The following is a 23,034-nucleotide window of genomic DNA, read 5'->3' as shown; positions in this document are numbered from 1 at the left end:
GCAGGGTGCCGATCTGGCCTGTCACTCCGCGGGGCTCGCAACCTCCGGTACCGGGAGCAGGCGTCGCAGCAAGGACTCCTCCAGTTCGATCAGGATGGCCTCGTTGCCGGCGGCGGAACTCGGCAGGGTGCGCCACAGAACGAGCTGACCGTGCGGGGCGGTCCACAGGTGGACACCCAGGTCCTGCGCCTCGGCCCGACGGCCGGGGACCACTTCGGCGAGGTAGGCGTCAGCCGTGTAGGTCCACGCGTGGAGCACGGTGCCGACGGGGTGGCCGGTGGTCGGTGGCCGGTCGGGCTCGTACTCCAGGCTGAACATCAGCCGGTAGCGGCGCGGCTTGTCGATGGCGAACCTGCGATAGGCCGTGACGGTGGCCCGCACGCGTTCCCACGGGCCCGCGCCCGCCGCGGCAGCCGACTTGCCAGCCTCGCTCATCACGACGGCCAGTGCGCGGTAGGTGACGTCGAGCACGGTGGTCACCAGCTCGGCCTTGTTCATGAAGTGCCGGTAGACGCTGGGTGCGGAAATGCCGACCTCGGTCAGCACCTGGCCATCGACCGGATCGAACACCGGAAATGTGCGTCCGTCGATGGCCGGCACCTGTTCACCACCGACCTACAGCCCGGTCGGAACCGATGCGATGACTGTGTCCCTGTCGGGCATATCTTCTTCTCCTGGTCGGATGATCACCGAATGGATGGTGTTGTCGTGCGCGGCCCGGCGGGGCAGCGGCGGGAGGACTCAGATAATTCCGTTGCGGACCAAGGTGTTCGCCGCTTCGAGCTTGGTGATCTCCTCGGTGGTGAGTTCGAGTTCGAGACCGGCGACGGCGTCGTCGATATGGCGTTCCTTCGTGGCACCCACAATCGGCGCGGCCACCGGGGATTTATTCGCCACCCAGGACACCGCGACCTGCGCCATCGGCACCCCGCGAGCCTCGGCGACTTCCTGCACAGCGGTCACGACCCGCTTGTGCGATTCCTCGTCGCGGGTATACAGCTGTGGAGACAGTGTGTCGTTGGCTTCACGCCCGGACCCTTCCGAGCCCCACGGCCGGGTGAGCCGTCCGCGTGCGAGCGGGCTCCAGGGCAGAATTCCCATGCCTGTGGCTTCGGCATAGGGCGCGACCTCGCGTTCCAGCTCCCGCGCCAGCAAGTTGTAGTGCAGCTGATTCGACACGAACTTGGTCCACCCGTGTCGGTCTGCCGCGTTCTGCATGAGCGCGAGCTGCCACATCAGGAGATTGCATGCGCCTATATAGCGGGCTTTGCCAGCCTTGACCACGTCGTGCAGTGCTTCCATCGTCTCTTCGATCGGTGTATTCGGATCGAAAGCATGGATCTGATAAAGGTCGACGTAGTCGGTACCGAGGCGGCGCAGCGAGGCGTCGATCTCGTGCATGATGGCGACCCTGCTCAGGCCGGAGCCGTTGCGAGACGGGCGCTGATGCCCGTACACCTTCGTCGCGATCTGGAACTCTTCGCGGGGACCCAACTCTCTGGTCAGCGTGCCCAGGATTTCCTCACTTGTGCCGCTGGAATATACGTTGGAGGTGTCGAAGGTCGTGATACCCGCCTCGTAGGCGCAGCGGACGAACGGACGGGCCTCATCGAGGCCGATGGTCCACGACGGGTAGCCCTGCTCGGGGTCACCGTAGGTCATCATGCCCAGGATGACGCCGCTCATCTCCAGGCCGCTCTTGCCCAGTCGGACAGTTTTCACCTGTGATTCCTTTCATGTGCGTTCAGTTCGTGTGGATTCGGTTGCTCGGGATCGGCTGCCACTGCCGTGAGCCCTGCTTGTCACGGATGATGCGGCCGTCCTGGGGCCCCGGGAAGTGTGCGCCGAGACCGATAGCTCCGGTACGTTCCATCTCTTGCGCGAGCCGGTCGCGGGCCCTGGCCGCCGCGGCGCGATCTTCGTCCAGGCGGTCGGTCCACCCATCCTCGACCAGGAGTACGGGGTGATGCGCGGTGTCCCCCAGCAGCAATACTCGCGCTTCGCCGGTCTCGATCTCGCCGACGCAGTTGCCGGGTGTGTGACCGGCGAACAGCCGCAGCGCGACCGAATCCGCGATCTCCGTTCGCTCCCCCTCGGCTAGGCGGAGAAGGTCGGAAACGGCATGGATGGTATCGGTCACCCGGGCCGTGGCAGGGTTGCTGCCGGGATCAGCACGCATCCAGTCGTAATCAGCGCGGTGGCAGTGGTGCCGGGCGTGAGTGAAGATCGGTTCACCCGCAGGAGCGACCCAGCCGACGTGGTCCAAGTGCAGGTGGGTGAGCACGACATCGGTGATCTGCTCGGGTGTGACGCCAAGATCGGCGAGCGAGTCGAACAGCTTTCCGCGCGTTTCGACGATATCGATGTTCGGTCCCAGTCCCGCGTCGACCAGGATCGTCCGGTCTCCCGATCGCAGCAGGAAACCGCCCATCGGCATGATCCAGCCCGCCCCGTCGAACCACGGCGGCGCGGTCTGCCAATCTTGGCCCGCGCCGGGCGGAGGGTCGAAGAATTCGCCCGGCGGTACGGGATGCTGAGCATCGAGTACGGGATCGATGCTGGTAACGACCACAAGGTCCTCCTCGGCGTTGTGTGGCGTGCACCGTGGGCGCCGGCAGTCGGCGGTGCAGCGGCGACGGCACGGGCTTGGACGGCCTCATCGGTTCGCAGATCGTCCCCGCGGTGATGTCGTCACGGTTTTGTCGGGTGCAGTGCTGCGGGACCTCCGTGCCCGCGAACGAGGGGTGAAGCCGGATGAGGGGGCTCAGAAGGTGAAGACGGTTCGCAGGCCGGTGCCCGACTTCAGGTCGGCGATGGCCTCGTTGATCTCGGCCAGGGGACGACGCCGGGTGATGAGCTCGTCGAGCTTGAGGGTCCCTTCGAGGTACTCGCGCACCAGAACGGGGAAGTCGCGGGCCGAGTAGCCGCTGCCCATCAGCGAGCCGGTGATCACCTTCTCCTGGAGGATGATGTCGGCGATGTTGTCAAGGGCGAGTGCGGAGGAGCTGGGCGCCATGCCCAGGAGGACCGCGGTTCCGCCCGGGCGGATTGCGGAGACGGCCTGCACCATGCAGTCCGTCAGACCGGTGCTCTCGAACGTGAAGTGGGCGCCGAAGGGGCCGGTGACGGCGCGGACGGCGTCGGGTACCTGCACGTGGCGGGCGTCGATGACGTGGGTCGCGCCGAACGCGGTCGCGGCCGCCAGCTTCTCCTCACTGACGTCGACCGCGATCACGCTGCCGGCGCCCGCCCGTCGTGCCGCCTGGACGATGTTCAGGCCCACTCCGCCGCAGCCGAGGACCGCGACGTGGTTGCCGGGCCGTACCGTGACCCGGTTGCGGACGGCACCCACTCCCGTGGAGACCGCGCAGCCGATGAGGCACGCGAGGTCCAGCGGCATGGCCTTGTCGATGGCGATGGCGCATTCCGCGGGCACGATCGTCTCCTCGGTGAACGTGCCGAGGGGGCCGAAGGGGGTCACCGGGGTGCCGTCGACCGACAGGGCGGGGCCGTTCCCCGTGCGCGGGTCCGCCAGCTGAAGGCTCCGCAGGCACAACGAGGGATGATCGTCCGTACAGAACTCGCACGTGCCATCGTGCCCCAAGGCGGAGAGGATCACGTGGTCGCCGACGGCGGGCCCAAGACGCCCGGGCCGACCTCGGTCACCACGCCGGCGCCCTCGTGTCCGGCGACCGCCGGTGGCGGCATGGTCATGCTGGCGACGCCGCCGTAGAGGGCCTGCACGTCCGTGTGGCACAGGCCGGCGGCGGCCATCCGGACACGGACTTCTCCAGGACCTGGCGGCCGGACGTCGACCTCGATGAATTCGACGGGGCCGTCTGCCTTTAATTGCACGGCTGCCTTGGTCATGTCTGTTTCCTTTCGTGTGGCTGATGTTGCTGGTGATCTCGTCGGCTGGAGTGCCCCGCTCCCGGCAGCGCGGGAGCGCGGGAGCGCGGCGGGAGGGTTCAGGGCCGCAGAACGGTCTTGACGAAGTCGCGTGCCATGAACGACTGGTAGGTCTCGGCGGCGGCGGACAGAGGGGCTTCGTGGTCGATGACGATGCCCGGCTCGATCCTCCCCGCGGTGATCATGGTGGTGAGGTTGTCGTTGGCCGCGTACGGGTTGCCGGTGACCGGCACGATGGTCACCTGGCGTCCGAACAGGTTCTGCGCGGTGACCGGCAGGTCGCCGTTGAGCAGGACACCGACGAGACCGACGGTGCCGCCGAGGGCCACACACGCCAGGGCGGTGCTGATCGCAGGGATGGCGCCGACGGCGTCGATGGCCACGTCGACGCCGTTCCCACCAGTCAGTTCGAGAACGCGTTCGGCGGCACCCTCACCGCCGGGCACCGGCACCGCGCCGAGCTTCTCCGCTTGCTTCAGGCGACGCTGGTCCAGGTCCACGAGGTAGACGGCGGCCGCGCCGCGGGCGAGGGCCAGTTGCGCGATGAGGAGGCCGACCGGGCCGGAGCCGACGACGCCCACGGTCGCACCGCTCTGGAAGCGGGTCTTGACGAGCGCCTCCCAGGCGGTGGGGAGGATGTCAGTGAGGACGAGCGCGTCCTGGTCGGACACGGAGGCGTCGAGTTCGCTGAGTGTGAAGTCGGCGCGCGGGACGCGGACGTACTCGGCCTGGCCTCCGTCGAGGATGCCTCCGCCGAAGAGCCGGTATTCGGCGCACCGGGGCTGGTTCGCGGTGCGGCAGGGTTTGCACCGTCCGCAGGCGACGAACATCTTCGACAGCACCCGCTGCCCCTCGGTCACATGGTGTACCTGGGTGCCCGTCTCGACGACGGTGCCGATGAACTCGTGCCCCAGCGTGAGGGTGGGCGGCAGGAACGGGCGCCGGACGAAGTGCAGATCCGTCCCGCACACGGCGGCCGCGCTCACCTTGACGATCACGTCATCGGGTTCCACGACAGTGGGCTTGGGAGCATCCGTCACTTCGACGGTGCCATTGCCCTGGGTAACGACAGCGAGCATTCCTGGTTCCTTTGCCGACGCACGTCCGTCTTTGGCCGTGCGAATCAATGCGTCAGGCGGGGGTGGTGCCGGCGCTCGTGGAGCGCAGGGCGTGCTCGATGTAGGACAGTTCCATCACGTGCTCGGCCGTCTTCCAGTACAGGTCGAGCATTCCGGGCCTCGGGGTCGCGAACGACGACGGTGCCCAGGCGCCGTCGTGGCGCTGGCGCTGTACGAACCACTCGCCCATCCGGACCGTCCAGGGGAGGTGGCCGCCGTCCGGGTCGGCCGTGAGCATGGCGGCGGCGCCCCAGCCGAACTTGCAGATCTGCACCGACGTCGGGTCGTCGTACTGCTCCTCGGTGCCGCCTGTGGTGAGGGCGAGGTACTCACGGCCCAGCCGGAGCGCGGAGGCGTCGCTGGTCTGTCGTGCGTATCCGGCGAGGAAGGCGGCGGCGATGCCGGGGTGGAAGTACGCCTGCCGGGGCGCCCGGAAGTCGACCACGCGGAGGAAGGCCGTCTCGTCCGGGAAGTCGGTGACCAGGGTGTCGCCGCGGCGGCTGGTGAACAGCCGGTGGGGCGCGTCGGGCTGGTCGGCGAGGTTGCGACTCAGCCACCGGTGGACGCCGTCGGCTGTGTCACGGTCACCGGTGACCAGCGCGGAGAAGCCCAGTTGGGCGGTCTTGAGGTTGTCCTCCAGGGGGTCCTGCGTGAAGTCGCGAAGGTCGTAGGCTCCGCCGGTGTCGGGGTTCTGGAAGCGCGCGAGCGTGGTGTTGATCGCGATCGCGGTGTCGTAGCGGCCGAGCAGCCAGGAGGCGATCGCGAGGGGGGAGAGGTGGTACACGGGGCTGCCGCCGCCGGGGGCGTCGTAGGGGCCGGAGCGGAGGTCGCCTTCGTCGGTGAGGGCCTCGCGTTCAGCCCAGCCCACCATCGCGGCGGCGGCGTCCGGGGCTCCGCCGACGCACAGGGCCCAAGGGGCGCGCCACCACGAGTTGGCGGTCTCGGCGCCTTCGGGGCGGCCGTCGTCGGCAATGCGGTCGCGCAGCCAGGCCACCCCTTTGGCCCGTGCCTGGCTGATGCGGGTCAGCAGGTCGGGGGTGGGTTCGGTCGGCCAGGGGGCCGTTTCCGTGTCCGACGCGAGGGTCGTCATGGTGTCTTCTCCAGGGCGGTTGTGGAGGACGGAGTGAGGAGGAGGGTCAGGTCGTCGAATGGTTCGTCCACGGGGTAGACCCCGTTGAAGAGTTCGGATCCCTGAGCCGTCAGCCGGACGTGCGTGCCGAGGCAAAAGCCGGTGCGGTCCGTCGGATCGGCGGTCCGCAGGTGGAGGGTGGTCAGAGGGATGCGCTCGGGTGACTGGCCGGGCGGTGCCGCGATGGTCAGGGTTCCCACGCCGCCGGTGACGGACAGCCAGGGGTCGGCGATGCGGGCGAAGAGCAGCCCGTAGTGGGCGGCGAAGCGTACGTCTCCCCGGAACTTCAGCAGGCCGGTGACCGTGTCGGCGTTGAATGCCGACGCATCGTCCGGGCTGAAGAGGAACATGTGCTCGTCGACGACCGAGGCGCCGTCGGTGACCGAGCAGCGGCCCTCTGGAGAGCGGGCGATGTAGCGCAGGAACGGGACTTTGACGCTCCATCGCAGTCCGGGCAGGGTGGCCGGGGCGGTCATGCCACTGCCTGCCGGGGACCGTCGGCGATGAGCTTCTTCAACGGCACCGTGGTGTCAGTGGCCGCTTCCGGCGGGATGGTCCGGCCCGCGGCCAAGGCGGAGCGTACGGCGAGGAAGTCGGCCGCCCGGTTGACGAAGTCACCGGCGACCAGATGTCCGCCGCGGTAGTAGAGGACGGCGAACTTCTCCGTGTCCGGCTCGCCGCGTACGACGTACCGGTCATGGCCGGTCGACAGGCCCGCGACCTGGAGCTTGAGGTCGTACTGGTCGGACCAGAACCAGGGCACGGCCCAGTAGGGGGCCGGCCTGTCGGCGAGCAGGGCGGCGGCGGTCTTCGCCTGTTCGATGGCGGTGTTCACCGACTCGAAGCGGATCCGGGCCGGGCCGTCGGGGAGGTCCACCGGCGGGGGGCAGGCGACGCAGTCGCCCGCGGCGACCGTGGTGCCGTCGGAGGCGAGGCCGTACTCGTTGACGACGATGCCGTTGTCGACGGTCAGTCCGAGCTGCTCGGCGAGTTCGGTGCGGGGCACGGCGCCGATCCCGACGACCACCAGGTCGGCCGTCAGCACGCTGCCGTCGGGGAGTTCGGCGCCACGGACGCGCCCGTGACCGTCGTCCAGGAGGCGTACGGGCGGCGCTGCGAGGTGCACCCTCACCCCGCGCCGGATGTGGGCGTCGAGGAAGAACTCGCTGGTCGGGACTCCTACGGCACGTTCGAGCAGTCGGTTGTCGGCGAGGGCGACGGTGACCTCGCAGCCGAGCCCCCGGGCACTGGCCGCGACTTCGAGTCCGATGAAGCCACCGCCGATGACCAGGACGTCGACCGCCTCTGCCAGGGCCGCACGCAGGGCGAGCGCGTCGTCGGCGTCCCGGAGGTAGTGGACGCCGGCCAGATCGGCGCCGGGGACGGGCAGTCGTCGCGGGCGGGCGCCCACGGTGAGCGCGAGCCGGTCGAACGCGAAGCTACGGCCGGAGTGCGCGTACGCGACCCCCGCACCGCCGTCGCCCCGGTCGACCCGGATGATGCGTTCCCCGAGCACCAACCGGATGCCGTGGTCGGCGTAGAACGCCTCCGAACGCAGTGCGATCGCGTCGGGCGACGTCGCCGCGTGGAGGAGGGTCTTGGATAGCGGTGGACGCTGGTACGGCGCGTGCTGTTCGGCGCCGACCACGGTGATCGGGGCTGTGTAGCCGTACTCGCGGAGGGAACAGGCCAGCTGGATGCCGGCCTGACAGGCGCCCACCACGAGCACGCCGGTGTCGCGCGGGGCGACGGCGGTGCTGTTCACGAGGTGCTACTCCTGGGCTTCCGGGGTGGTGACGCGCAGATCGCCGAGCTCTTCGGAGAGCTTGATCTGGCAGGACAGCCGGGAGTTGGGGCAGCGGTCGACGACCGTGCCGTCGAGCATCTCGTCCTCCAGGCCACTGACCGGTTCCAGCCGATCCAGGTCGGCTTCGTCCACGAAGACGTGACAGGTGGCGCAGGACAGGACGCCGCCGCATTCGCCGGTGATGCCGGGGACGCCGTTGCGGACTGCGGTCTGCATCACCGAGTCGCCGACCAAGCCGTCGACGACGCGGACCTCACCGGCGTCGGACACATAAGTGACCTTGGGCATGTTCGTCACACCTCCGTCGGGGTCGAAGTGGGAGTGAAGGTCGCGGGGACCGAGATGTAGCCGTGCGCGCCCCCGATGCTCGGGTAGCCGACCACGGCGTCCGGGTCGATGTGCAGGCCGGGCAGCCGGGTGAGGATCGTCTCCAGCATGGCGTCGAGTTCGGCCTTGGCCAGGGGCGAGCCGAGGCAGCGGTGGTGTCCGGTGCTGAAGGAGACGTGGTCGCGCGCGTTGTCCCGCTCCAGGTCGAGCCGGTCCGGGTCGGGGAACTTCAGCGGGTCGCGGTTGGCGCCGGCCAGCCACATGTAGACGCTCTCCCCACGGGCGATCGGCTGCCCGAGGATCTCGGTGTCCCGTACGGCGGTACGGGCGATGCCGGTCCCCGGTGGCCAGAACCGCAGGAATTCCTCGATGGCGTTCTTCCGGTACGCGGCGTCCGTGCGCACCCGCTCCGCCTGGTCCGGGTGCTGAGTGAGATGGATCAGCGCACTCGCGGTCGCGGCGGTAGTGGTGTCGAAGCCACCGAAGACCAGCGCGTTCACCATGCTCTCGGCCACCTCGAGACCGAGCGGTTCGCCCTGCACCGTACCGGTGGCCAGGGCCGAGAGGACGTCACCGGCCGGGTTCTGGCTGCGGGTGGCCAGCATGTCGCGGAAGCGGACCCGGAGCCGTGCCTGTGCCTCGTGCGGGTAGCGGGGATCGTCCGGCAGCAGGTACACACCCTCGTGCGCGGCGTAGGCGGCGTCGTGCCAGTCGTCGGCGTCGTATCCGAGGACGTAGAGCGTGGTGCGTGCCGTGGTCGGGATGATCACGTCGTCGATCAGCTCGGCTTGCCCCCGCCCCGCCACCTTGTCGAGGGCCTCGTCGAGGTACTGCCGGGCGACGGGAGCCCACTGGCGCAGGGCTTTCGGGGTGAAGAACGGCGCTTCGATGCGGCGGCGTTCGGTGTGCAGCGGCGGGTCGGACTCCCCGAGGTGCAGCCGGTAGGGCATCTGGGGGATGAGCTGGCCCTTGCCGCCGTTCTCGGTGCCGGTCAGGTCGTTGACGGAGGTGAAGGTCTCCCAGTCGGAGCCGATGCGCTGCACCTCCTCCCACGAGGCCACCACCCAGTAGCCGCCGTGGTGTTCGGTCCAGGCGATGGGGCTGCCGGTGGCGTGGAACCGGGCGGCGAGTTGCTTCCAGGTGTCGCGGTAGGCGGGCGAGTGGTGGTCGAAGTCGATGACCGGCCTGCCGGCGGCCGACCGCCGGACGAGGTCGTGGGTGACACTCATGTCGTACGGGCCTTTCTTCGTGGGAGCGGCATCAGGACTGGCCGGCGGAGGCAGCTTTGGCGATGACGTCGTCGAGGATCGGGACGATGGCGTCGCCGAACCCGATTGGGTCGTCGCAGGGGGCGAAGTGCCCGAGCCCGGCGACCTTGATGAACTTGGCGCCGGGGATGAACTTCTCCACGGCCGGGCCGCCGTTGACGTCGTCGTCGCTGGCCGGGTCGTACTCGCCGGTGACGACGTAGACGGGCTTCGCGTGGGCGTCGATCTTGTGCCCGTTCTCCTTGAGGTCGTGCTCGTAGGCGAAGTAGTCGTTGTCGCCCGCGTAGATGCCGGGGAACGCCGAGCGGTAGATCCAGTACGTCTCGTGCGCGTTCGGCTCGGGTGCCTGGGGCGCGGTCGCACCGAAGTTGAGCGCGGGGGCGTAGCTGTCGGCGATCGACGGGGTACGGAACATGTCGTTGGAGAAGCCGTCGAACAGCGGCGGGTTGCCGTACCAGCCGTTGAGGGAGATGAACGCGCCGAAGCGGTCGCCGCGTTCGGCCGCGAGGTCGAGGGCGAGCTGGCCGCCGACCGAGCAGCCCATGAAGTACGGGTTGTCCAGGCCCAGGGTGTCGGCGATCGCGACCACCCAGTTGATCAGGCCGTCGCGGCCGGGGCGGTAGGTCTCCTCCCACCAGCGCACCCCGATCGGAGGCAGCGACTTGCCGTGGTAGGGCAGGTCGTAGGCGTACATCGTGAAGCGTTCCTGCATCCGCGGGTCGGCCAGCAGGTGGCGGTACTGGCGGCCGTCGGCGCCTGCGGTCGCCTGCAGCAGCAGCGGGATCGGGCCGTGGCCGGAGGTCTCGTAGTAGATCCGTGCCTCCTGGCCGTTCGCGGAGACGTAGACGTACCGTCCGACGGCGTTGTCCGTCTCGCGGAAGGGGTCCTGGAAGGGCTTGCGGACCGGCGCGCCGGCCACCGTCTCGCGCACCACCTGGTACAGGCGGGCCCAGCCGCTCTGCCAGGGGGCGACGGTGCCGCCGAAGTCGCCGACGATCCTCAGACCGCGGGTCATGCCGACGACGCAGCTCTCGTAGCCGGCCGGGGGGACAGCAGCGGAGAACGCGGTCGACCAGAACTCGGCCGGCGCGGAGAAGGTCACATCGGCGGCGAGGTCCGCGTGCACCTCCTCGGCCCTGGCGGGGACACCGTCCTCGACCACCAGGTCGAACGCCCCCTCGGGCAGATCGAACCGGACGCGGCCGGAGTAGGTGCGCAGCTTGTAGGCCAGTTCCTTGTCGGAACCGGCCGCCGCGAGGATCTTCTGTCGATCGACGAGAGCAGTCATGGGAGCCCGCTTCCTTGCGTGCCGGGAGGGGAGAGAAGCGGCCGACGGGCCATGCCGTACGGCCGTCCATTTCGTGTCACACTGTGACTCGAAGTCGGTGTCACCGTATGACACGAACCTGGGTGTGGCAAGAGGTGGGGAAACGTGATGGAAATCAATGGCGGTCGAACGCCTGAACAGTCGCCTGTCGCCGGATTCGCTAGCCTGGCCCGGTGAGGGACGAGAGCTGGGCCACCGGAGCGAGCGCCGCGCTGCTCGCCGCCGTACAAGGAGTCGCGGCGGTCACCGAGGAGCGGCGCGGAACGACCCTGCGCGACACCAGGAGCATCGCGCGCAGGCTCGGCACGAGCGCAGTCGCGCTCTTCGCCCAACGGGGCTTCGACGACGTGAAGGTCAGCGAGATCGCCGCGCACGCGGGGGTCACGTCACGGACGTTCTTCCGGTACTTCCCGTCGAAGGAAACCGTGATCCTCGACATCTGGGACCAGACGAACGCACGTCTCATGGAGCTGATCGAGACGGTGGGGCAACCCGAGGCCGAGGTGCTGCCGACGCTCACCGAAGCCGTCGTGGCCTGGTGTCGCGAATACGGGGACCTCTTCCGCGCCCTGGCTCCGATGACCGAGCAGTCCGAGACCCTCATGGCGGCTGTCAACCTCCGCACTGTCGTCTGGGAGGACCATCTCGCGGACGCGCTGCGTGTGCGGTACCCGGAACTCGACGAGATGGACGCCAAGGTGTGGAGTTCCACGACGATGGCCCTGCTCCGCCTCTTCCAACGCAACGCCGTCGCCCACGGCCTCAGTTACGCGGAGGCCGCCCAGGACGTCTTCGACCGGCTCGCCGCCCTGACGTCAAGGAGCTCGTCGCATCGGATCACAGCCGGCTCCCGTCGCCCCAGCGACATCGCCTGACGCCTCGACTCCGAGCTCAGCCCTCCCGCCAGTGACGGTCGAGGGGCTCGTTCAAGATCTGCAGGGCCTGCTCACGCAGCCGGGCCAGATCCTCCGCCGTGCCCTGGGGAAGAGCCGCCCAGCGGTGATGGGCGGCGCGCAGGGCCGTGCCGACCGCGCCGACGGCGAGAAAGGGGCGCAGGTCGGTGTCCGGGTCCACACCCTCGCGCTCGGCGAGCTTGCGCGCGAGACGGTCCTCGATCGACAGGAGGCGCTGGAAATAGGCGGCTAGCAGCGGCGGGGAGTTCTCCAGCAGCCACACGATGCGCGTCCACAGTTCGCCGGTGCCGTCGTCGGCCTCCATCAGCTGCTCCACGACGGTACGGGCCGCGTTGGCGAACGCGGTAACCGGCGGCTCCTCGGCCGGGCGTGCCTCCAGGGCGGGAAAGATGGCCTCGTCGGCCTCGGTGATCAGGGCCAGGGCGACCTCGTCCTTGGTCGCGAAGTAGCGGAAGAAGGTGCGGGGAGCAACCTCGGCGGCTTCGGCGATCTCGGCGACGGTGGTCTCGTCGTAACCGCGTTCCACGAACAGGGTTACGGCGGTCGAGATGATCGCATACCGGGTGCGCATCTTCTTGCGCTCCCGCAGACCGGGCTTCGCCTCAGCCGTCATGTCGTCCTGCCTCCGCTCTTTCCGCTGGAAGTCTGCCACAGGGCAGAAGGAGAGGCCGGGGCCCGCCGTCCCCACGAGGGCCCCGGCCGAGCGGGGAGTGTTTCGTGGTCTTCCGTCCGGCTCCGCTCGATGCCGGGCGGCGCGCTCCCCGCGCCTGCGGGCGGACCGCCGGGTCCGCCTGTCAGGACGTCAGATGTGCACGGCGGCGCCTTCGACCTTGCGGCCCTCCTTGGTCAGCAGACCGATCGCGGCGCCCACGAGTGCGACGACGCCGGCGACGACGAACGCGAGATGCATGCCGTCCATGAAGGCGCTGTGCGTGATGTTCGTGATGACCTCGGCGACGGGCGCCGGTGTCTTCGGGGCGACCGGGGCGACGCCGACGGAGACCGCCTCCTTGGCCTGGGCGAGCTGCTCGCCGCTGAGGGGCGGCAGGTGGGCGGCCGACCAGCGTTCGGCGAAGACGTCGTTGAGCTTGGCCGTCATCACCGCGCCCAGGACCGCGGTGCCGAGGGTACCGCCGACCTGCATGGCGGTGGACTGCAGACCGCCGGCCACACCGGCCAGCTCGACCTCGGCGTTGCCGACGATGACCTCGGTGGCGCCGACCATGATCGGGGCCAGGCCGAGGCCCAGCATGCCGAACCACACCAGGGTGTCGTTGGCGCCCGAACCGGTGTTGAGGCCGGCGAGACCGAACAGGGCTCCGGCCGTCAGGAGCATGCCGGCGACCATCGGCGGCCGCGGACCGAACCGATTGATGAGCGCGCCGGCCAGCGGTGCGCCGACAACCATCAGGCCCGTGAGGGGAAGCATCCGCACGGCGGCGTCGACGGCGCTCATGCCGTGCACGTTCTGCAGGTAGAAGGTCATGTAGAACATGGCCCCGAACAGACAGAACGACAGCATCAGCATCAGTACGACGCCCGCCGACAGGGGCAGGGAGCGGAACAGTCGCAGCGGCAGAAGTGGCTCCTTCGTGCGGCGCTCACGCAGCACGAACAGCAGGCCCACGACCAGGGTGGCGCCGAGGAATCCAAGGGTCCTGGTGTCGCCCCAGCCGTAGTCGGGGGCCTTGATGAGGGCCCACACCAGCAGGAACAGGGTGCCGGACAGCAGCACGATCCCGGGGACGTCGAAGGACTTGGAGTTCTGGTCGCGCTCGGTGTCCTTCAGGAACAGCAGACCCATGACGACGGCGACGATGCCGACGGGCACGTTGATGTAGAAGCAGGACTCCCAGTTCACGTGCTCGACCAGCAGACCGCCGACGATCGGGCCGGCCGCGGTGGACGCGGCGACCACCGCGCCCCAGATGCCGATCGCGGAGTTCAGCTTCTCGGCCGGGAACGTGGAGCGGATGATGCCGAGCGCGGTCGGCTGGAGCATCGCGCCGAACAAGCCCTGCACCACGCGCAGGCCGATCATGACCTTGATGTCGTCGGTCAGGCCGATGCCGGCGGAGGAGGCGACGAAGCCGACCGCACCTATCAGGAAGATCTTCGTGTGCCCGAAGCGGTCGCCGAGCTTGCCGACGGTGATCAGGCTGACCGCGAGGGCCAGCAGGTAGGCGTTGGTCACCCACTGGATGTCGGAGAGTGAGGCGTCCAGGTCCTTCTGGATGGCCGGGCTGGCGATGGCGACGATCGTCCCGTCCAGTGCGACGAGCATCACGCCGAGCGCGACGGCCAGCAGCGAGAGCCACGGATGGCCGCGCAGTCGGCGAATGCCCGAGGCGGCTGGGACCGGCTTCTGGACGGGAGCTTCGGCAACGGTGGACTTGCTCACGGTGAGGGTTCTCCTGAACTCACGGTTCGATCGGATGAACCCACGTTATGGCATCAAGTGCCATGTGGCAGTCAAGTGCCAAGTTAATTCCAAGTGACATATGGCACGTGGCGTCGGCAACTGGTAGGAGGCTCGGCGGCTGTCCGCGGCCCGTGCCCCGACTCCAGCCCGGCAGTTGTCGGAGTGGAGCTCTCAAGCCGGATTAGCCGGATTAACGGATGTCGAACCGGCCTGGTCTGCCCGCTCAGAGGTATCCGGCGCAGTCGGGAGAACCGCTGTGCGGCGGATGGGGTGGAGGGGGTCGTTGGTGTGCTGGGCTTCGTTGAGGATGCGGTCCAGGCGCAGGCGGCCGGTCTGGTGGCCGTAGGGGCGCAGGGTTTTGGTGATCGCTTGGATCGACACCAGGCTGGGTGGAGGGCAGCGGGCTGGAGGGGCCAGTGCCCCGTGGTGAACGCGTCGTCTCGGGGCGGCACGGCGGAACTGGGCCGGCCCCGCATGCAGGCGGCTACGGCCGTAGACGCGTGAACTCGCTTGGCAGCGGCCACAGTTCCCCAAGCGGCCCATGTGCACCCGCCGCGCGTGCACTGCCACGGCCCGGGCTGACTCCCCGCTGACTCAGGCCCGTCCGTTCACCGTGTGCGAGGCCGACGCCCACCACGGCCCAGCTGACCCCTTTCCCCGACTCACTGCCAGCGCATACCAACAGCGGACAGCTCCTCCACTCGTTCGGGAGCAAGACTCGCTTTGCGAGTACGGGCGTTGGCGATGAACACACCGAGGGCCAGCTCCGCCCCGTCAACAGTTTCGATGTGCGATCGAGGTACGTTCAGATGCCCCTCCCGGGTGCGGTACTGGCGGGACGCCGCCAAGTTCGCCTCCCATTTCTGCGCCCGGCTGCGCCGCGGAGAGACCGCGGGGACGGGCGGTCGCTCCGGAAGAGGCTCGATGCCCAGCACCTCGCCGAGCAGCCACTGCTGCTCACCGCTGGGGACTGTGGTCGGCGCGGTGCACCGCAGGGAGAAACAGGATGTGCGTGGTGTGAGGCCATTCGCCACTGCTCCTCGGGCCGCAAGCCGGATCTGGGGTGCGCTGCAGCGCTGCTGGCCGGGGACAGCTGACTCGGACACGTGGCGGGACGTTGGGACCTTCAGCCACACCACGATGCTAGGTATGGCACTGAACAGTTCACCGCGCTACTGAACTGACCGCTGAACTGTTTCGTGCGCAACTGAACTCTTCAGTGCCGTTCAACACCGCCTTTGCCCTTCTCCCTCGCGCCCGGCAGGAACTCCTGCATCTTCGCCTTGAAGCCCTGCTTGACCATCGACGCCCGGTCGGCGTCGCCCTTGAGGATCGAGGCGGCCGTGGACTCCATCTGCTCCCAGGTGGCGTGCGGCGGGATCGGTGGCACCGCCGGATCGGTGAGGAACTCGACCACCGCGGGCCCGTCGGCGGCCAGCGCCGCGCGCCAGCCCGCCTCGACGTCCTCGGGCTTCTCCACGCGGATGCCGGTCAGCCCCAGAGAGCGCGCGAAGGCCGCGTACTGCACGTCCGGCAGCTCCTGCGAGGGCAGGAAGGACGGCTCGCCGCCCATCGCCCGCAGCTCCCAGGTCACCTGGTTGAGATCGTGGTTGTTCCAGACGGCCACCACCAGCCGCGGATCCTCCCAGCGGTCCTTGTACTTGGCCGCCGTGATCAGTTCCGCCATGCCGTTCATCTGCATCGCCCCGTCCCCGACCAGGGCGATCGCCGGCCGGTCCGGGTGGGCGAACTTCGCACCGATCGCGTACGGCACCCCGCACCCCATCGTCGCCAGCGTGCCCGACAGGGAGCCGCGCATGCCGTCGCGCATGGTGATGTGCCGTGCGTACCAGTTGGCCGCCGAACCGGAGTCCGAGGAGATCATCGCGTCGGCCGGCAGCAGCGGATCGAGGGCGTGGGCCACCAGCTCCGGATTGATCGGGTCGGCCGACAGCTCCGCCCGCCGCGCCGTCACCTCACGCCAGCGCGCCACGCCCGCGCACACCTCGTCGAACCACTCGCGGCCCCGCTCCGGGTCGATCAGCGGGATCAGCCGCTCCAGCGTCGCCTTCGCGTCGCCGACCAGGTTCACCTCGTACGGGTAGCGCATCCCGACCATGTGCGGGTCGATGTCGACCTGCACGGCCCGCGCCTTGCCGAAGTCCGGCAGGAACTGCGAGTACGGGAAGGACGAGCCGATGGTCAGCAGCGTGTCGCAGTCGCGCATCAGCTCGTACGAGGGGCGGGTGCCCAGCAGACCGATCGAGCCGGTGACGTACGGCAGTTCGTCGCTCAGCACGTCCTTGCCGAGCAGTGCCTTGGCGACCCCCGCGCCGAGCAGCTCGGCGATCCGCGCCACCTCGGCACGCGCCCCGGCGGCGCCCTGCCCGACGAGGATCGCGACCTTGTCCCCGGCGTTCAGGATCTCGGCGGCCTGCTCCACCGACTCCGTCGAGGGCACCGCCGTCCAGGCGCCGCCGCCCAGACTGGAGGGGACCATCTTGAAATCGTGGGTCGGCGCCGAGTACTCCAGCTCCTGCACGTCACCGGGGACGATGACGGCCGTCGGCGCCCGCCGGGCGTACGCGGTGCGGATCGCCCGGTCCAGGACGTTCGGCAACTGCTCGGGCACGGTCACGGTCTCGACGAAGTCCGAGGCCACGTCCTTGAACAGGGTGTGCAGGTCGACCTCCTGCTGGTACGAGCCGCCCATCGCGCTGCGGTGCGTCTGGCCGACGATCGCGAGCACGGGCACATGGTCCAGCTTGGCGTCGTACAGCCCGTTGAGCAGGTGGATCGCACCCGGGCCCGAGGTCGCCGCGCACACGCCGAGCCGACCGGAGAACTTGGCGTACCCGACCGCCTGGAACGCCGACATCTCCTCGTGCCGCGACTGGATGAACCGTGGCCGGTCCTCCGCCCGGCCCCAGGCCGCGAGCAGACCGTTGATTCCGTCGCCCGGATACCCGAATACCTGTTCGACTTCCCATGCGCGCAGCCGCTGCAAGATGTGATCGCCGACGGTGGTGCTCATACTGGAACCTCCCGGGTGTGATTCTCCGAGCGAGTCACCCGCCGGGGACGGGAAAAACCTGTAGGTGTTTGCCCGGCATGATCCGGGGCAGGCGCATTAACAGTGCTTCGGACAGGAGGCACGTCCGTGGAAGAGGCGATGTTTCCATCACGGGTGTGCTGTCCGCCGTGCACGTCCGCGCCCCCACGGTGACCGTCCATCCCAGCACCAATAGGGAGTTGCGACGCACCATGCGTACTCAGGTGAACGCGAAGCACCACCCCCACGACGACGCCCCCGACACCGCGGAAGCATTCCGCAAGCTGGCCACGCTTCCCCCCGGTCAGCAGCGGGACACCCTGCGTGAACAGATCATCGAAGCATGGCTGCCCATGGCCGAACGGCTCGCGGGCCGGTTCCGCAGCCGTGGCGAGAGCTACGAGGACCTCCGCCAGGTCGCCTCGCTCGGTCTGGTCAAGGCCGTCGACCGGTACGACCCCGAGCGCGGCAACGCGTTCGAGAGCTATGCGGTACCCACCGTGACCGGTGAGATCAAGCGGCACTTCCGGGACCATATGTGGACCCTGCACGTGCCGCGCCGGGTCCAGGACCTGCGCAACCGTGTGCGGTTCGCCAGCCAGGACCTGTCCCAGACGATCTCCGGGCGGCGGCCCACCGTCGCGGAGATCGCGGCGCACGCGAACATGAGCGAGGAGGACGTCCAGGTCGGCCTGGAGGCCCTGGAGAGCTTCACCGCCCTGTCACTGGACGCGGAGCTGCCCGGGAGCGAGGACGGGTACTCGCTGAGCGACGCACTCGGAGCGATCGATCCCGCACTCGACACCGTGGTGGACCGGGAGGCCGTGAAGCCCCGGCTGGCCGCGTTGCCGGAGCGTGAGCGGGCCATTCTGTACATGCGGTTCTTCGGGGACATGACGCAGAGCCGGATCGCCGAGCAGTTGGGGATCTCCCAGATGCATGTGTCGCGGTTGATCAGCCGGTGCTGCGACCGGTTGCGCGACCAGGTGATGAGGGATGTCGCCTAGCTTTCGCCTAGCTTGCTCTTCGACGTCCGACGTCGAATGTTGCGTCCGGGGCCGCACGGACCCCTCAGGGGGCCCGTCTGTCCATGGCCAGGGCTATGTGGCGGGACAACGTGTCCATGGTCCGGGCCTCCGCCATCGAGAAGGCCAGGCGGGCCCCGGAGCGGAAGAGGGTCAGGACGCCCTTGATCCGGCCGTCCGGGGCCGGCAGGGGAACGGTCAGCAGGGATGTCACGTCGGCTCTGACCAGGACAGAGGCTCCGGTGCCGTCCCGGCCGAAGGCGTCGGGGTCGGCGGGGCGGACCTGGAGGGCGGGGGAACCGCCTCGGGCGGCGTCGACGACGAGGGGGCAGGTGGCGGGGTCCTGAGCCGTCAGCAGCTTCGCCTCCCCCTCCGAGGGCGCCAGGACCGTCGTACGGGTGAGGCCGGCGCTCACCGTGTCGGCGACCACCCAGTCGGCGAAGCGGCCGTGCAGGACGTGGGCCGCGCGGTCGAGGGCGGCATCGGCGGAGGTGCTGAGCAGGGCCGTGGTCATGGCGTCGACGAGGTCCATGAGGGCCGCGTGACGGGTGGTCTCGGCGAGGTTGGGCAGGGGGCGCAGCGGCTCGACGACGGGCAACCGCTCACCCACGGGCTGGAGGGCGACGAGAACGGTGCTGCGCGGCTCGCTGCTGGGGCGCAACGCGGTGAGTGTGGCTCGGACCGGTATCGAGGGGCGCTGCTGGAGATGGACGACGAGGCTCCGGTCGCCCTCGCCACGGGCCACGGCCGCCGCCTGCGAGCGGAAGGCGACCCGGTCGGCGTGGGCCAGGAAACCACTGAGCGGACGGCCCGCCGCATAGCCCGACCGTACGCCCGTGAAGGCGGTCGCCGCCTGGTTGAGGCGGCGCACCACCGTCTCCCGGTCCATCAACACCACGGGAAGCGGCAGACGCTGGAAGACGGCGTTCAGCAACTGGTGCTCCTGGGCGGCGGATGAGAGACCACCGCCCGGGCCCGAGGTGGTCAACCGCTCGTACCAGGGCCACAACCGGTCGGCGACATGGTCGAGTTCGAAGATCGCGGCGTCCAGCACCGTCGGGAGATCATCGGCCGGTACCGAGCGTGCCGCCTTGAGTTCCGCGACACGGCGGACGAAATCCGCGAGTTCCTCACCGAATTCGTCCGTCTGCGTCATGCGACGAACGTAATGCCTGGGAGGCGTCGAGGGGACGGCCGGACCGAAAGCGCGAACGTCGTTTTCCCCGAAGGCGCACGGGAAGGCGATCGGGAAGAGGAGGCGTGCGAGATGCCGGAAACCGAACAGCTCGGCCTGCTGGGCGTGGAATCGCCGGAATCGGCACATCCGGGCCGAAGGCTCTCCGAACTCGTCGAACAGGCCGCCCGTTGCACCGACGACTGCTGCGGCGCCAGCGGCATGGTGTCCGACAGCGGGAGCGAGTACCCCGCCGCGGTCACCCACCCCGACCTCGCCGGACTGGTCGCCGTCCAGTTGCGCTCGGGCGACGGGCCGATCCCGACCGCACTGGAGCGCGGTGAGCCCGTCGACTCCGCCGATCTGCTGTGTGAGGAACGCTGGCCGGAGTACCGGGCCGTGGCCCTCGACGCGGGCGTACGGTCCAGCGTCACGCTCCCCTTCCGGCGCTCGGGTCTCACCGTGACCCTCAGCCTGTACAGCTTCCGTGCCCACACCTTGGACGACGCCCCGCGCGGCCCCGCCCGCGCCCTCGGCGACCTCGCCACGACCTGCATCGTCCGCGACCGCTCCTACCGGGCCGCCCTCACCGAACTCGACCAACTCGGCGCCGCCCTGCGCTCCCGTCCCGTCGTCGACCAGGCCTGCGGCATGGTCATGCACGTCCTCGGCTGCGATGCCGACGCCGCCTTCACCGTCCTGCGCCGCATCTCCCAGTGCACCAACCGCAAGCTGTCCGACGTCGCGTCGGCGGTGGTGGAGAAGCGGGGCAGGGGCCTGGAGAAGGAATTGGTCCCGCTCTCCGGCTGAGCGGTTCCGGGGGCTTTCGAGGGGCGCGGGCGCTCACCGGCTGAACCCGGGCGGAGCGGACCTTCACCCACTCGGCCGCCCCACGTCCCGCGAATGGTGCCCGGCGACGCGCGCCCCGCAGGGCACGGCGCTCTGATGGACCACGGGGCACGGCGGTCGTGCCCCGTCCGTCGGAGCCGGCCGAAGGAGCCCCGCCCATGCGCCGCACTGCCCGTGTCCTGTCCGCCACCGCCCTGATCGGTGCCGTCCTGGGCGCCGCCGCCCCGGCCGCGTACGCGGAACCGGCGCCCGACGTGAGCCCCCTCACCCCCGCACCGGGCGGCACCCTCACCATCTCCGTGGCCTGCGACCCCACCGGCGGCCCCGCGCCCGAGACCATCGACGCCGGCTCGGACGCCTTCGAACAGGGCACCGTCACGCTCCAGCGCGTCCCCGGCGACGACTCGGCGGGGCCCTCCTACCAGGGCACCGCCAAGATCGCGCCCGCCGCGGACTTCGATATCGCCTCCGACGCGAAGGGCGCCTCCTCCGAGTGGGGAGTGGACGGCACCTGCCCGGCGCCGGCGGGCGGTGAGGAGAAGCAGTGGAGCACCACCTTCGACGTCTCCCTCGGCGGCGACCAGCACCCCACGACGGACCCGCCGTCCGACCCGCAGCCGTACCCGTCGGCTGACCAGGAGCTGCACTCGCCGACCGAGAAGGAGTCGTACCCGCCGACCGAGACGGAGTCCCACCAACCGTCCGGGAAGGGGTCGTACCAGCCGACGGACAAGGAGCCGTACCCGCCCGGCGACCCACAGTCGTACCAGCCCACGCACCACGCCACCCAGCACACCGCTCCGGTCCAGCGCGGTGTCCACGCGGGTGACGGCGGTGCCTTCACCGACTCCGTCCCGGCCCTCGTCGCCGGCGGCCTCCTCATCGCGGGAGCGCTCGGCGCCGCCGTGCACCGACTGCGCCACCGGGACCGGTGGATGTCATGACGTGGCTGTCATGACGGCTGATCTCATGACGGCGACGGTCGTGACGGCGGACGTCGTGACGGCGGACGTCGTGACAGCGTGGACGCCGGATGACAGGGGACGTCATGACAAGAGGCGGCCCCCACCCGCGGAACCCGTCGCCGCTGTGACCGGCGCAACCCTCGCGGGGACCCATGGGACGCGTGGGCCGGGGTACTGAGAGGCCGAGGGTGGGTACGGCGCCTTCCCGCGGTACCACGGCGCACAGCCGCGGTACGGGAGAGCGCCGACGACATCCCGGAGCGCGGAGCGCCGAACAACGCAACACGACTGCGCGGAGGCACACATGCGGCGGACGGATCCGGAAGGGCACGGACCAGTCCGCTTCGGCCCGCCGCCTCCCGCTCAGGGACTGCCCGTCCTGCCCGAACTGGCCGCCGTCCTCTCCGCCGCGGCGGGCCACTCCCACGCCGTACCCCCCGGCGGCTCCTCCTCGCTCCTGGACGCCGCATGCGGCTACTGGGACCGGCGCGGACTGCCCACCGCACCGGACAGGGCCGTCGCGGCCCCCGGTGCCCCCGCCCTGCTCCTCGCGCTGACCGCCGCCATCGGCGGTGACGTCCTGCTCCCCAGGCCGTGTGCCGCGTGGTGGGAGCCGCAGGCGAGAGCGTTGGGCAGATCGGTGTTCCATGTGGCCACGCCCGCCGAATGCGGGGGCGTGCCGGACCCGTACGCGCTCCTGGAGACCGTGCGCAGGATCCGGGCCGAGGGCGGTGATCCCCGGCTGCTCGTCCTGTGCGTCGCGGACGACCCGACCGCCACCGTGGCCCCGCCCGAACTGATGCACGAAGCGATGGAGGCGGCCCTGGGGGAGGGGCTGTACCTGGTCAGCGACGAGACATGGCGCGACACCCTGCACGACCCGCACGACACCGTGCTGCTCAGCCCCGCCGAGATGCTGCCCGACCGGGTCACCGTCGTCACCGACCTCGCCGGGCCCTTCCTGCCGCCCGGCTGGCCCGCGGCGGTCGCCCGCTTCCCCGGCGACGGGGCGGGTGCGGGGCTGCGGGACCGGGTCCTCGACGTGCTCACCGCGCTGGGTGCCCGCGTCGCCACACCGGTCGCCGCGGCCGCCACCTACGCCCTCGACGAGCCCGCCCCCGTCACCGAACGGCTCGCGGCCACCGTACGCCTGCACGCGCGGGTCGCCGTCGCCGTGCACCGGGCCGTGGTCGCCGCCGGGGCGTTCGCCCTGCCACCGCGCGCCGGACGGCATGTGTACGCCGACCTCGCCCCCCTGCGTTCGGCGCTCGCCGCGCACGGTGTCGGCGATGCCCAGGAGGCGGAGGACTTCCTCACCGTCCGGCTCGGGATGCCCGCGCCGGGCGGGCACCGGTTCGGGGACGAACTCGGGGCGCTGCGCGTCCGGCTGTCCACCGCCCCGTTCCTCGGCGCCACCGACGCGGAGCGGGCGCGGGTGCTCACCGCGACGGACCCCCTGGAACTGCCCCATGTGGAGCGCGCGTTGAGGGCCCTCGGCACGGCACTCGAGGATCTTCGATGACGAGGGCTCCGTGCTCCCGCAAGCTTCGGCCGCTCTTCGGCGACGTCCGCGTGGACGACCCATAGCGACGACGCCCACCAACGCCCCCGATGACCCCAACGCCCCAACGGGCCTCACCGGCCACCACGGCCACCAGCGGCCTCCGACACCGCCTCGGAGACTTCCGGAGACCTCCGGAGACCTTGGCGATCCTCAGCGACGACGATCCGTGACGACGCTCAGCGAC

Annotated in this window: 22 protein-coding genes; 5 read left to right on the top strand and 17 right to left on the bottom strand. The window is 69.9% G+C overall.

Features of this window, described 5'->3' with window-relative positions:
• Nucleotides 1–21: 21 nt before the first annotated feature.
• The 12 genes from ACFY9I_RS01445 to ACFY9I_RS01390 all read right to left on the bottom strand — a co-directional run bounded on the left by ACFY9I_RS01445 (nucleotide 22) and on the right by ACFY9I_RS01390 (nucleotide 10,846).
• On the bottom strand, nucleotides 22–600 hold the full coding sequence (locus tag ACFY9I_RS01445; RefSeq protein ID WP_390995000.1) for a WHG domain-containing protein: 579 nt from the start codon (nucleotides 598–600) through the stop codon (nucleotides 22–24).
• Nucleotides 601–741: 141 nt separating this feature from the next.
• Nucleotides 742–1,722, bottom strand: a complete 981-nt coding sequence (locus tag ACFY9I_RS01440) for an aldo/keto reductase (RefSeq protein ID WP_390994998.1) — start codon at nucleotides 1,720–1,722, stop codon at nucleotides 742–744.
• A gap of 22 nt (nucleotides 1,723–1,744) precedes the next feature.
• A complete protein-coding gene (locus ACFY9I_RS01435; protein ID WP_390994996.1) occupies nucleotides 1,745–2,572 on the bottom strand; it encodes an MBL fold metallo-hydrolase in 828 nt (275 codons plus the stop codon).
• A 192-nt stretch (nucleotides 2,573–2,764) separates the two neighbouring features.
• Complete coding sequence (locus ACFY9I_RS01430; protein WP_390994993.1) at nucleotides 2,765–3,556, bottom strand: zinc-binding dehydrogenase; 792 nt, start codon at nucleotides 3,554–3,556, stop codon at nucleotides 2,765–2,767.
• A 59-nt stretch (nucleotides 3,557–3,615) separates the two neighbouring features.
• On the bottom strand, nucleotides 3,616–3,870 hold the full coding sequence (locus ACFY9I_RS01425) for an alcohol dehydrogenase catalytic domain-containing protein (RefSeq protein WP_390994990.1): 255 nt from the start codon (nucleotides 3,868–3,870) through the stop codon (nucleotides 3,616–3,618).
• A gap of 98 nt (nucleotides 3,871–3,968) precedes the next feature.
• Complete coding sequence (locus tag ACFY9I_RS01420; protein ID WP_390994987.1) at nucleotides 3,969–4,988, bottom strand: alcohol dehydrogenase catalytic domain-containing protein; 1,020 nt, start codon at nucleotides 4,986–4,988, stop codon at nucleotides 3,969–3,971.
• 52 nt (nucleotides 4,989–5,040) lie between these two features.
• Complete coding sequence (locus ACFY9I_RS01415) at nucleotides 5,041–6,117, bottom strand: hypothetical protein (RefSeq protein ID WP_390994984.1); 1,077 nt, start codon at nucleotides 6,115–6,117, stop codon at nucleotides 5,041–5,043.
• Nucleotides 6,114–6,632 (bottom strand): HtaA domain-containing protein, encoded by a 519-nt coding sequence (locus ACFY9I_RS01410; RefSeq protein ID WP_390994981.1) that lies wholly within the window; start codon nucleotides 6,630–6,632, stop codon nucleotides 6,114–6,116. The genes ACFY9I_RS01415 and ACFY9I_RS01410 overlap by 4 nt, the downstream gene beginning before the upstream one ends.
• The gene (locus ACFY9I_RS01405) at nucleotides 6,629–7,921 is read right to left on the bottom strand and encodes an FAD-dependent oxidoreductase (protein WP_390994978.1); all 1,293 of its coding nucleotides are present in this window, start codon (nucleotides 7,919–7,921) and stop codon (nucleotides 6,629–6,631) included. The genes ACFY9I_RS01410 and ACFY9I_RS01405 overlap by 4 nt, the downstream gene beginning before the upstream one ends.
• Before the next feature lie 6 nt (nucleotides 7,922–7,927).
• Nucleotides 7,928–8,251, bottom strand: a complete 324-nt coding sequence (locus ACFY9I_RS01400; protein ID WP_037673461.1) for a 2Fe-2S iron-sulfur cluster-binding protein — start codon at nucleotides 8,249–8,251, stop codon at nucleotides 7,928–7,930.
• A gap of 5 nt (nucleotides 8,252–8,256) precedes the next feature.
• On the bottom strand, nucleotides 8,257–9,519 hold the full coding sequence (locus ACFY9I_RS01395) for a cytochrome P450 (RefSeq protein WP_390994974.1): 1,263 nt from the start codon (nucleotides 9,517–9,519) through the stop codon (nucleotides 8,257–8,259).
• Nucleotides 9,520–9,550: 31 nt separating this feature from the next.
• Nucleotides 9,551–10,846, bottom strand: coding sequence for an alpha/beta fold hydrolase (locus ACFY9I_RS01390; RefSeq protein ID WP_390994972.1), 1,296 nt, complete (start codon nucleotides 10,844–10,846; stop codon nucleotides 9,551–9,553).
• Nucleotides 10,847–11,058: 212 nt separating this feature from the next.
• On the opposite strand from ACFY9I_RS01390, the gene ACFY9I_RS01385 reads away from it, so the two are divergent.
• Nucleotides 11,059–11,760 (top strand): TetR/AcrR family transcriptional regulator, encoded by a 702-nt coding sequence (locus tag ACFY9I_RS01385; RefSeq protein ID WP_020276842.1) that lies wholly within the window; start codon nucleotides 11,059–11,061, stop codon nucleotides 11,758–11,760.
• A 16-nt stretch (nucleotides 11,761–11,776) separates the two neighbouring features.
• Here the strand turns inward: ACFY9I_RS01385 and ACFY9I_RS01380 are convergent, their stop codons facing one another.
• From ACFY9I_RS01380 to ACFY9I_RS01365, 4 genes are all read right to left on the bottom strand, one after another.
• Nucleotides 11,777–12,412: a TetR/AcrR family transcriptional regulator gene (locus ACFY9I_RS01380; protein ID WP_020276841.1), complete on the bottom strand. Its 636-nt coding sequence runs from the start codon at nucleotides 12,410–12,412 to the stop codon at nucleotides 11,777–11,779.
• Nucleotides 12,413–12,601: 189 nt separating this feature from the next.
• Nucleotides 12,602–14,140 carry a DHA2 family efflux MFS transporter permease subunit gene (locus ACFY9I_RS01375; protein WP_390995696.1) on the bottom strand — a complete coding sequence of 513 codons (1,539 nt, stop codon included), beginning with the start codon at nucleotides 14,138–14,140 and terminating at the stop codon, nucleotides 12,602–12,604.
• 743 nt (nucleotides 14,141–14,883) lie between these two features.
• Nucleotides 14,884–15,255, bottom strand: a complete 372-nt coding sequence (locus ACFY9I_RS01370; protein ID WP_390994970.1) for a Helicase associated domain protein — start codon at nucleotides 15,253–15,255, stop codon at nucleotides 14,884–14,886.
• Between the two features lie 182 nt (nucleotides 15,256–15,437).
• Complete coding sequence (locus ACFY9I_RS01365; protein ID WP_390994968.1) at nucleotides 15,438–17,255, bottom strand: thiamine pyrophosphate-requiring protein; 1,818 nt, start codon at nucleotides 17,253–17,255, stop codon at nucleotides 15,438–15,440.
• A 230-nt stretch (nucleotides 17,256–17,485) separates the two neighbouring features.
• Between ACFY9I_RS01365 and ACFY9I_RS01360 the strand changes: the two genes are divergently transcribed.
• A complete protein-coding gene (locus ACFY9I_RS01360) occupies nucleotides 17,486–18,280 on the top strand; it encodes a SigB/SigF/SigG family RNA polymerase sigma factor (protein ID WP_390994966.1) in 795 nt (264 codons plus the stop codon).
• 64 nt (nucleotides 18,281–18,344) lie between these two features.
• Here the strand turns inward: ACFY9I_RS01360 and ACFY9I_RS01355 are convergent, their stop codons facing one another.
• On the bottom strand, nucleotides 18,345–19,454 hold the full coding sequence (locus ACFY9I_RS01355) for a PAS domain-containing protein (protein ID WP_390994963.1): 1,110 nt from the start codon (nucleotides 19,452–19,454) through the stop codon (nucleotides 18,345–18,347).
• A gap of 111 nt (nucleotides 19,455–19,565) precedes the next feature.
• Between ACFY9I_RS01355 and ACFY9I_RS01350 the strand changes: the two genes are divergently transcribed.
• The 3 genes from ACFY9I_RS01350 to ACFY9I_RS01340 all read left to right on the top strand — a co-directional run bounded on the left by ACFY9I_RS01350 (nucleotide 19,566) and on the right by ACFY9I_RS01340 (nucleotide 22,808).
• The gene (locus ACFY9I_RS01350; protein ID WP_390994961.1) at nucleotides 19,566–20,282 is read left to right on the top strand and encodes an ANTAR domain-containing protein; all 717 of its coding nucleotides are present in this window, start codon (nucleotides 19,566–19,568) and stop codon (nucleotides 20,280–20,282) included.
• Between the two features lie 197 nt (nucleotides 20,283–20,479).
• The gene (locus ACFY9I_RS01345) at nucleotides 20,480–21,265 is read left to right on the top strand and encodes a hypothetical protein (protein WP_390994958.1); all 786 of its coding nucleotides are present in this window, start codon (nucleotides 20,480–20,482) and stop codon (nucleotides 21,263–21,265) included.
• A 325-nt stretch (nucleotides 21,266–21,590) separates the two neighbouring features.
• The gene (locus tag ACFY9I_RS01340; protein ID WP_390994956.1) at nucleotides 21,591–22,808 is read left to right on the top strand and encodes an aminotransferase class I/II-fold pyridoxal phosphate-dependent enzyme; all 1,218 of its coding nucleotides are present in this window, start codon (nucleotides 21,591–21,593) and stop codon (nucleotides 22,806–22,808) included.
• Nucleotides 22,809–23,034 lie beyond the last annotated feature (226 nt).

This window comes from Streptomyces sp. NPDC012510 (genome assembly GCF_042955065.1).
Lineage (GTDB): Bacteria > Actinomycetota > Actinomycetes > Streptomycetales > Streptomycetaceae > Streptomyces.
Note: the sequence above shows the minus strand (reverse complement) of the source record. Positions and strands in the feature narration are given on the sequence as shown.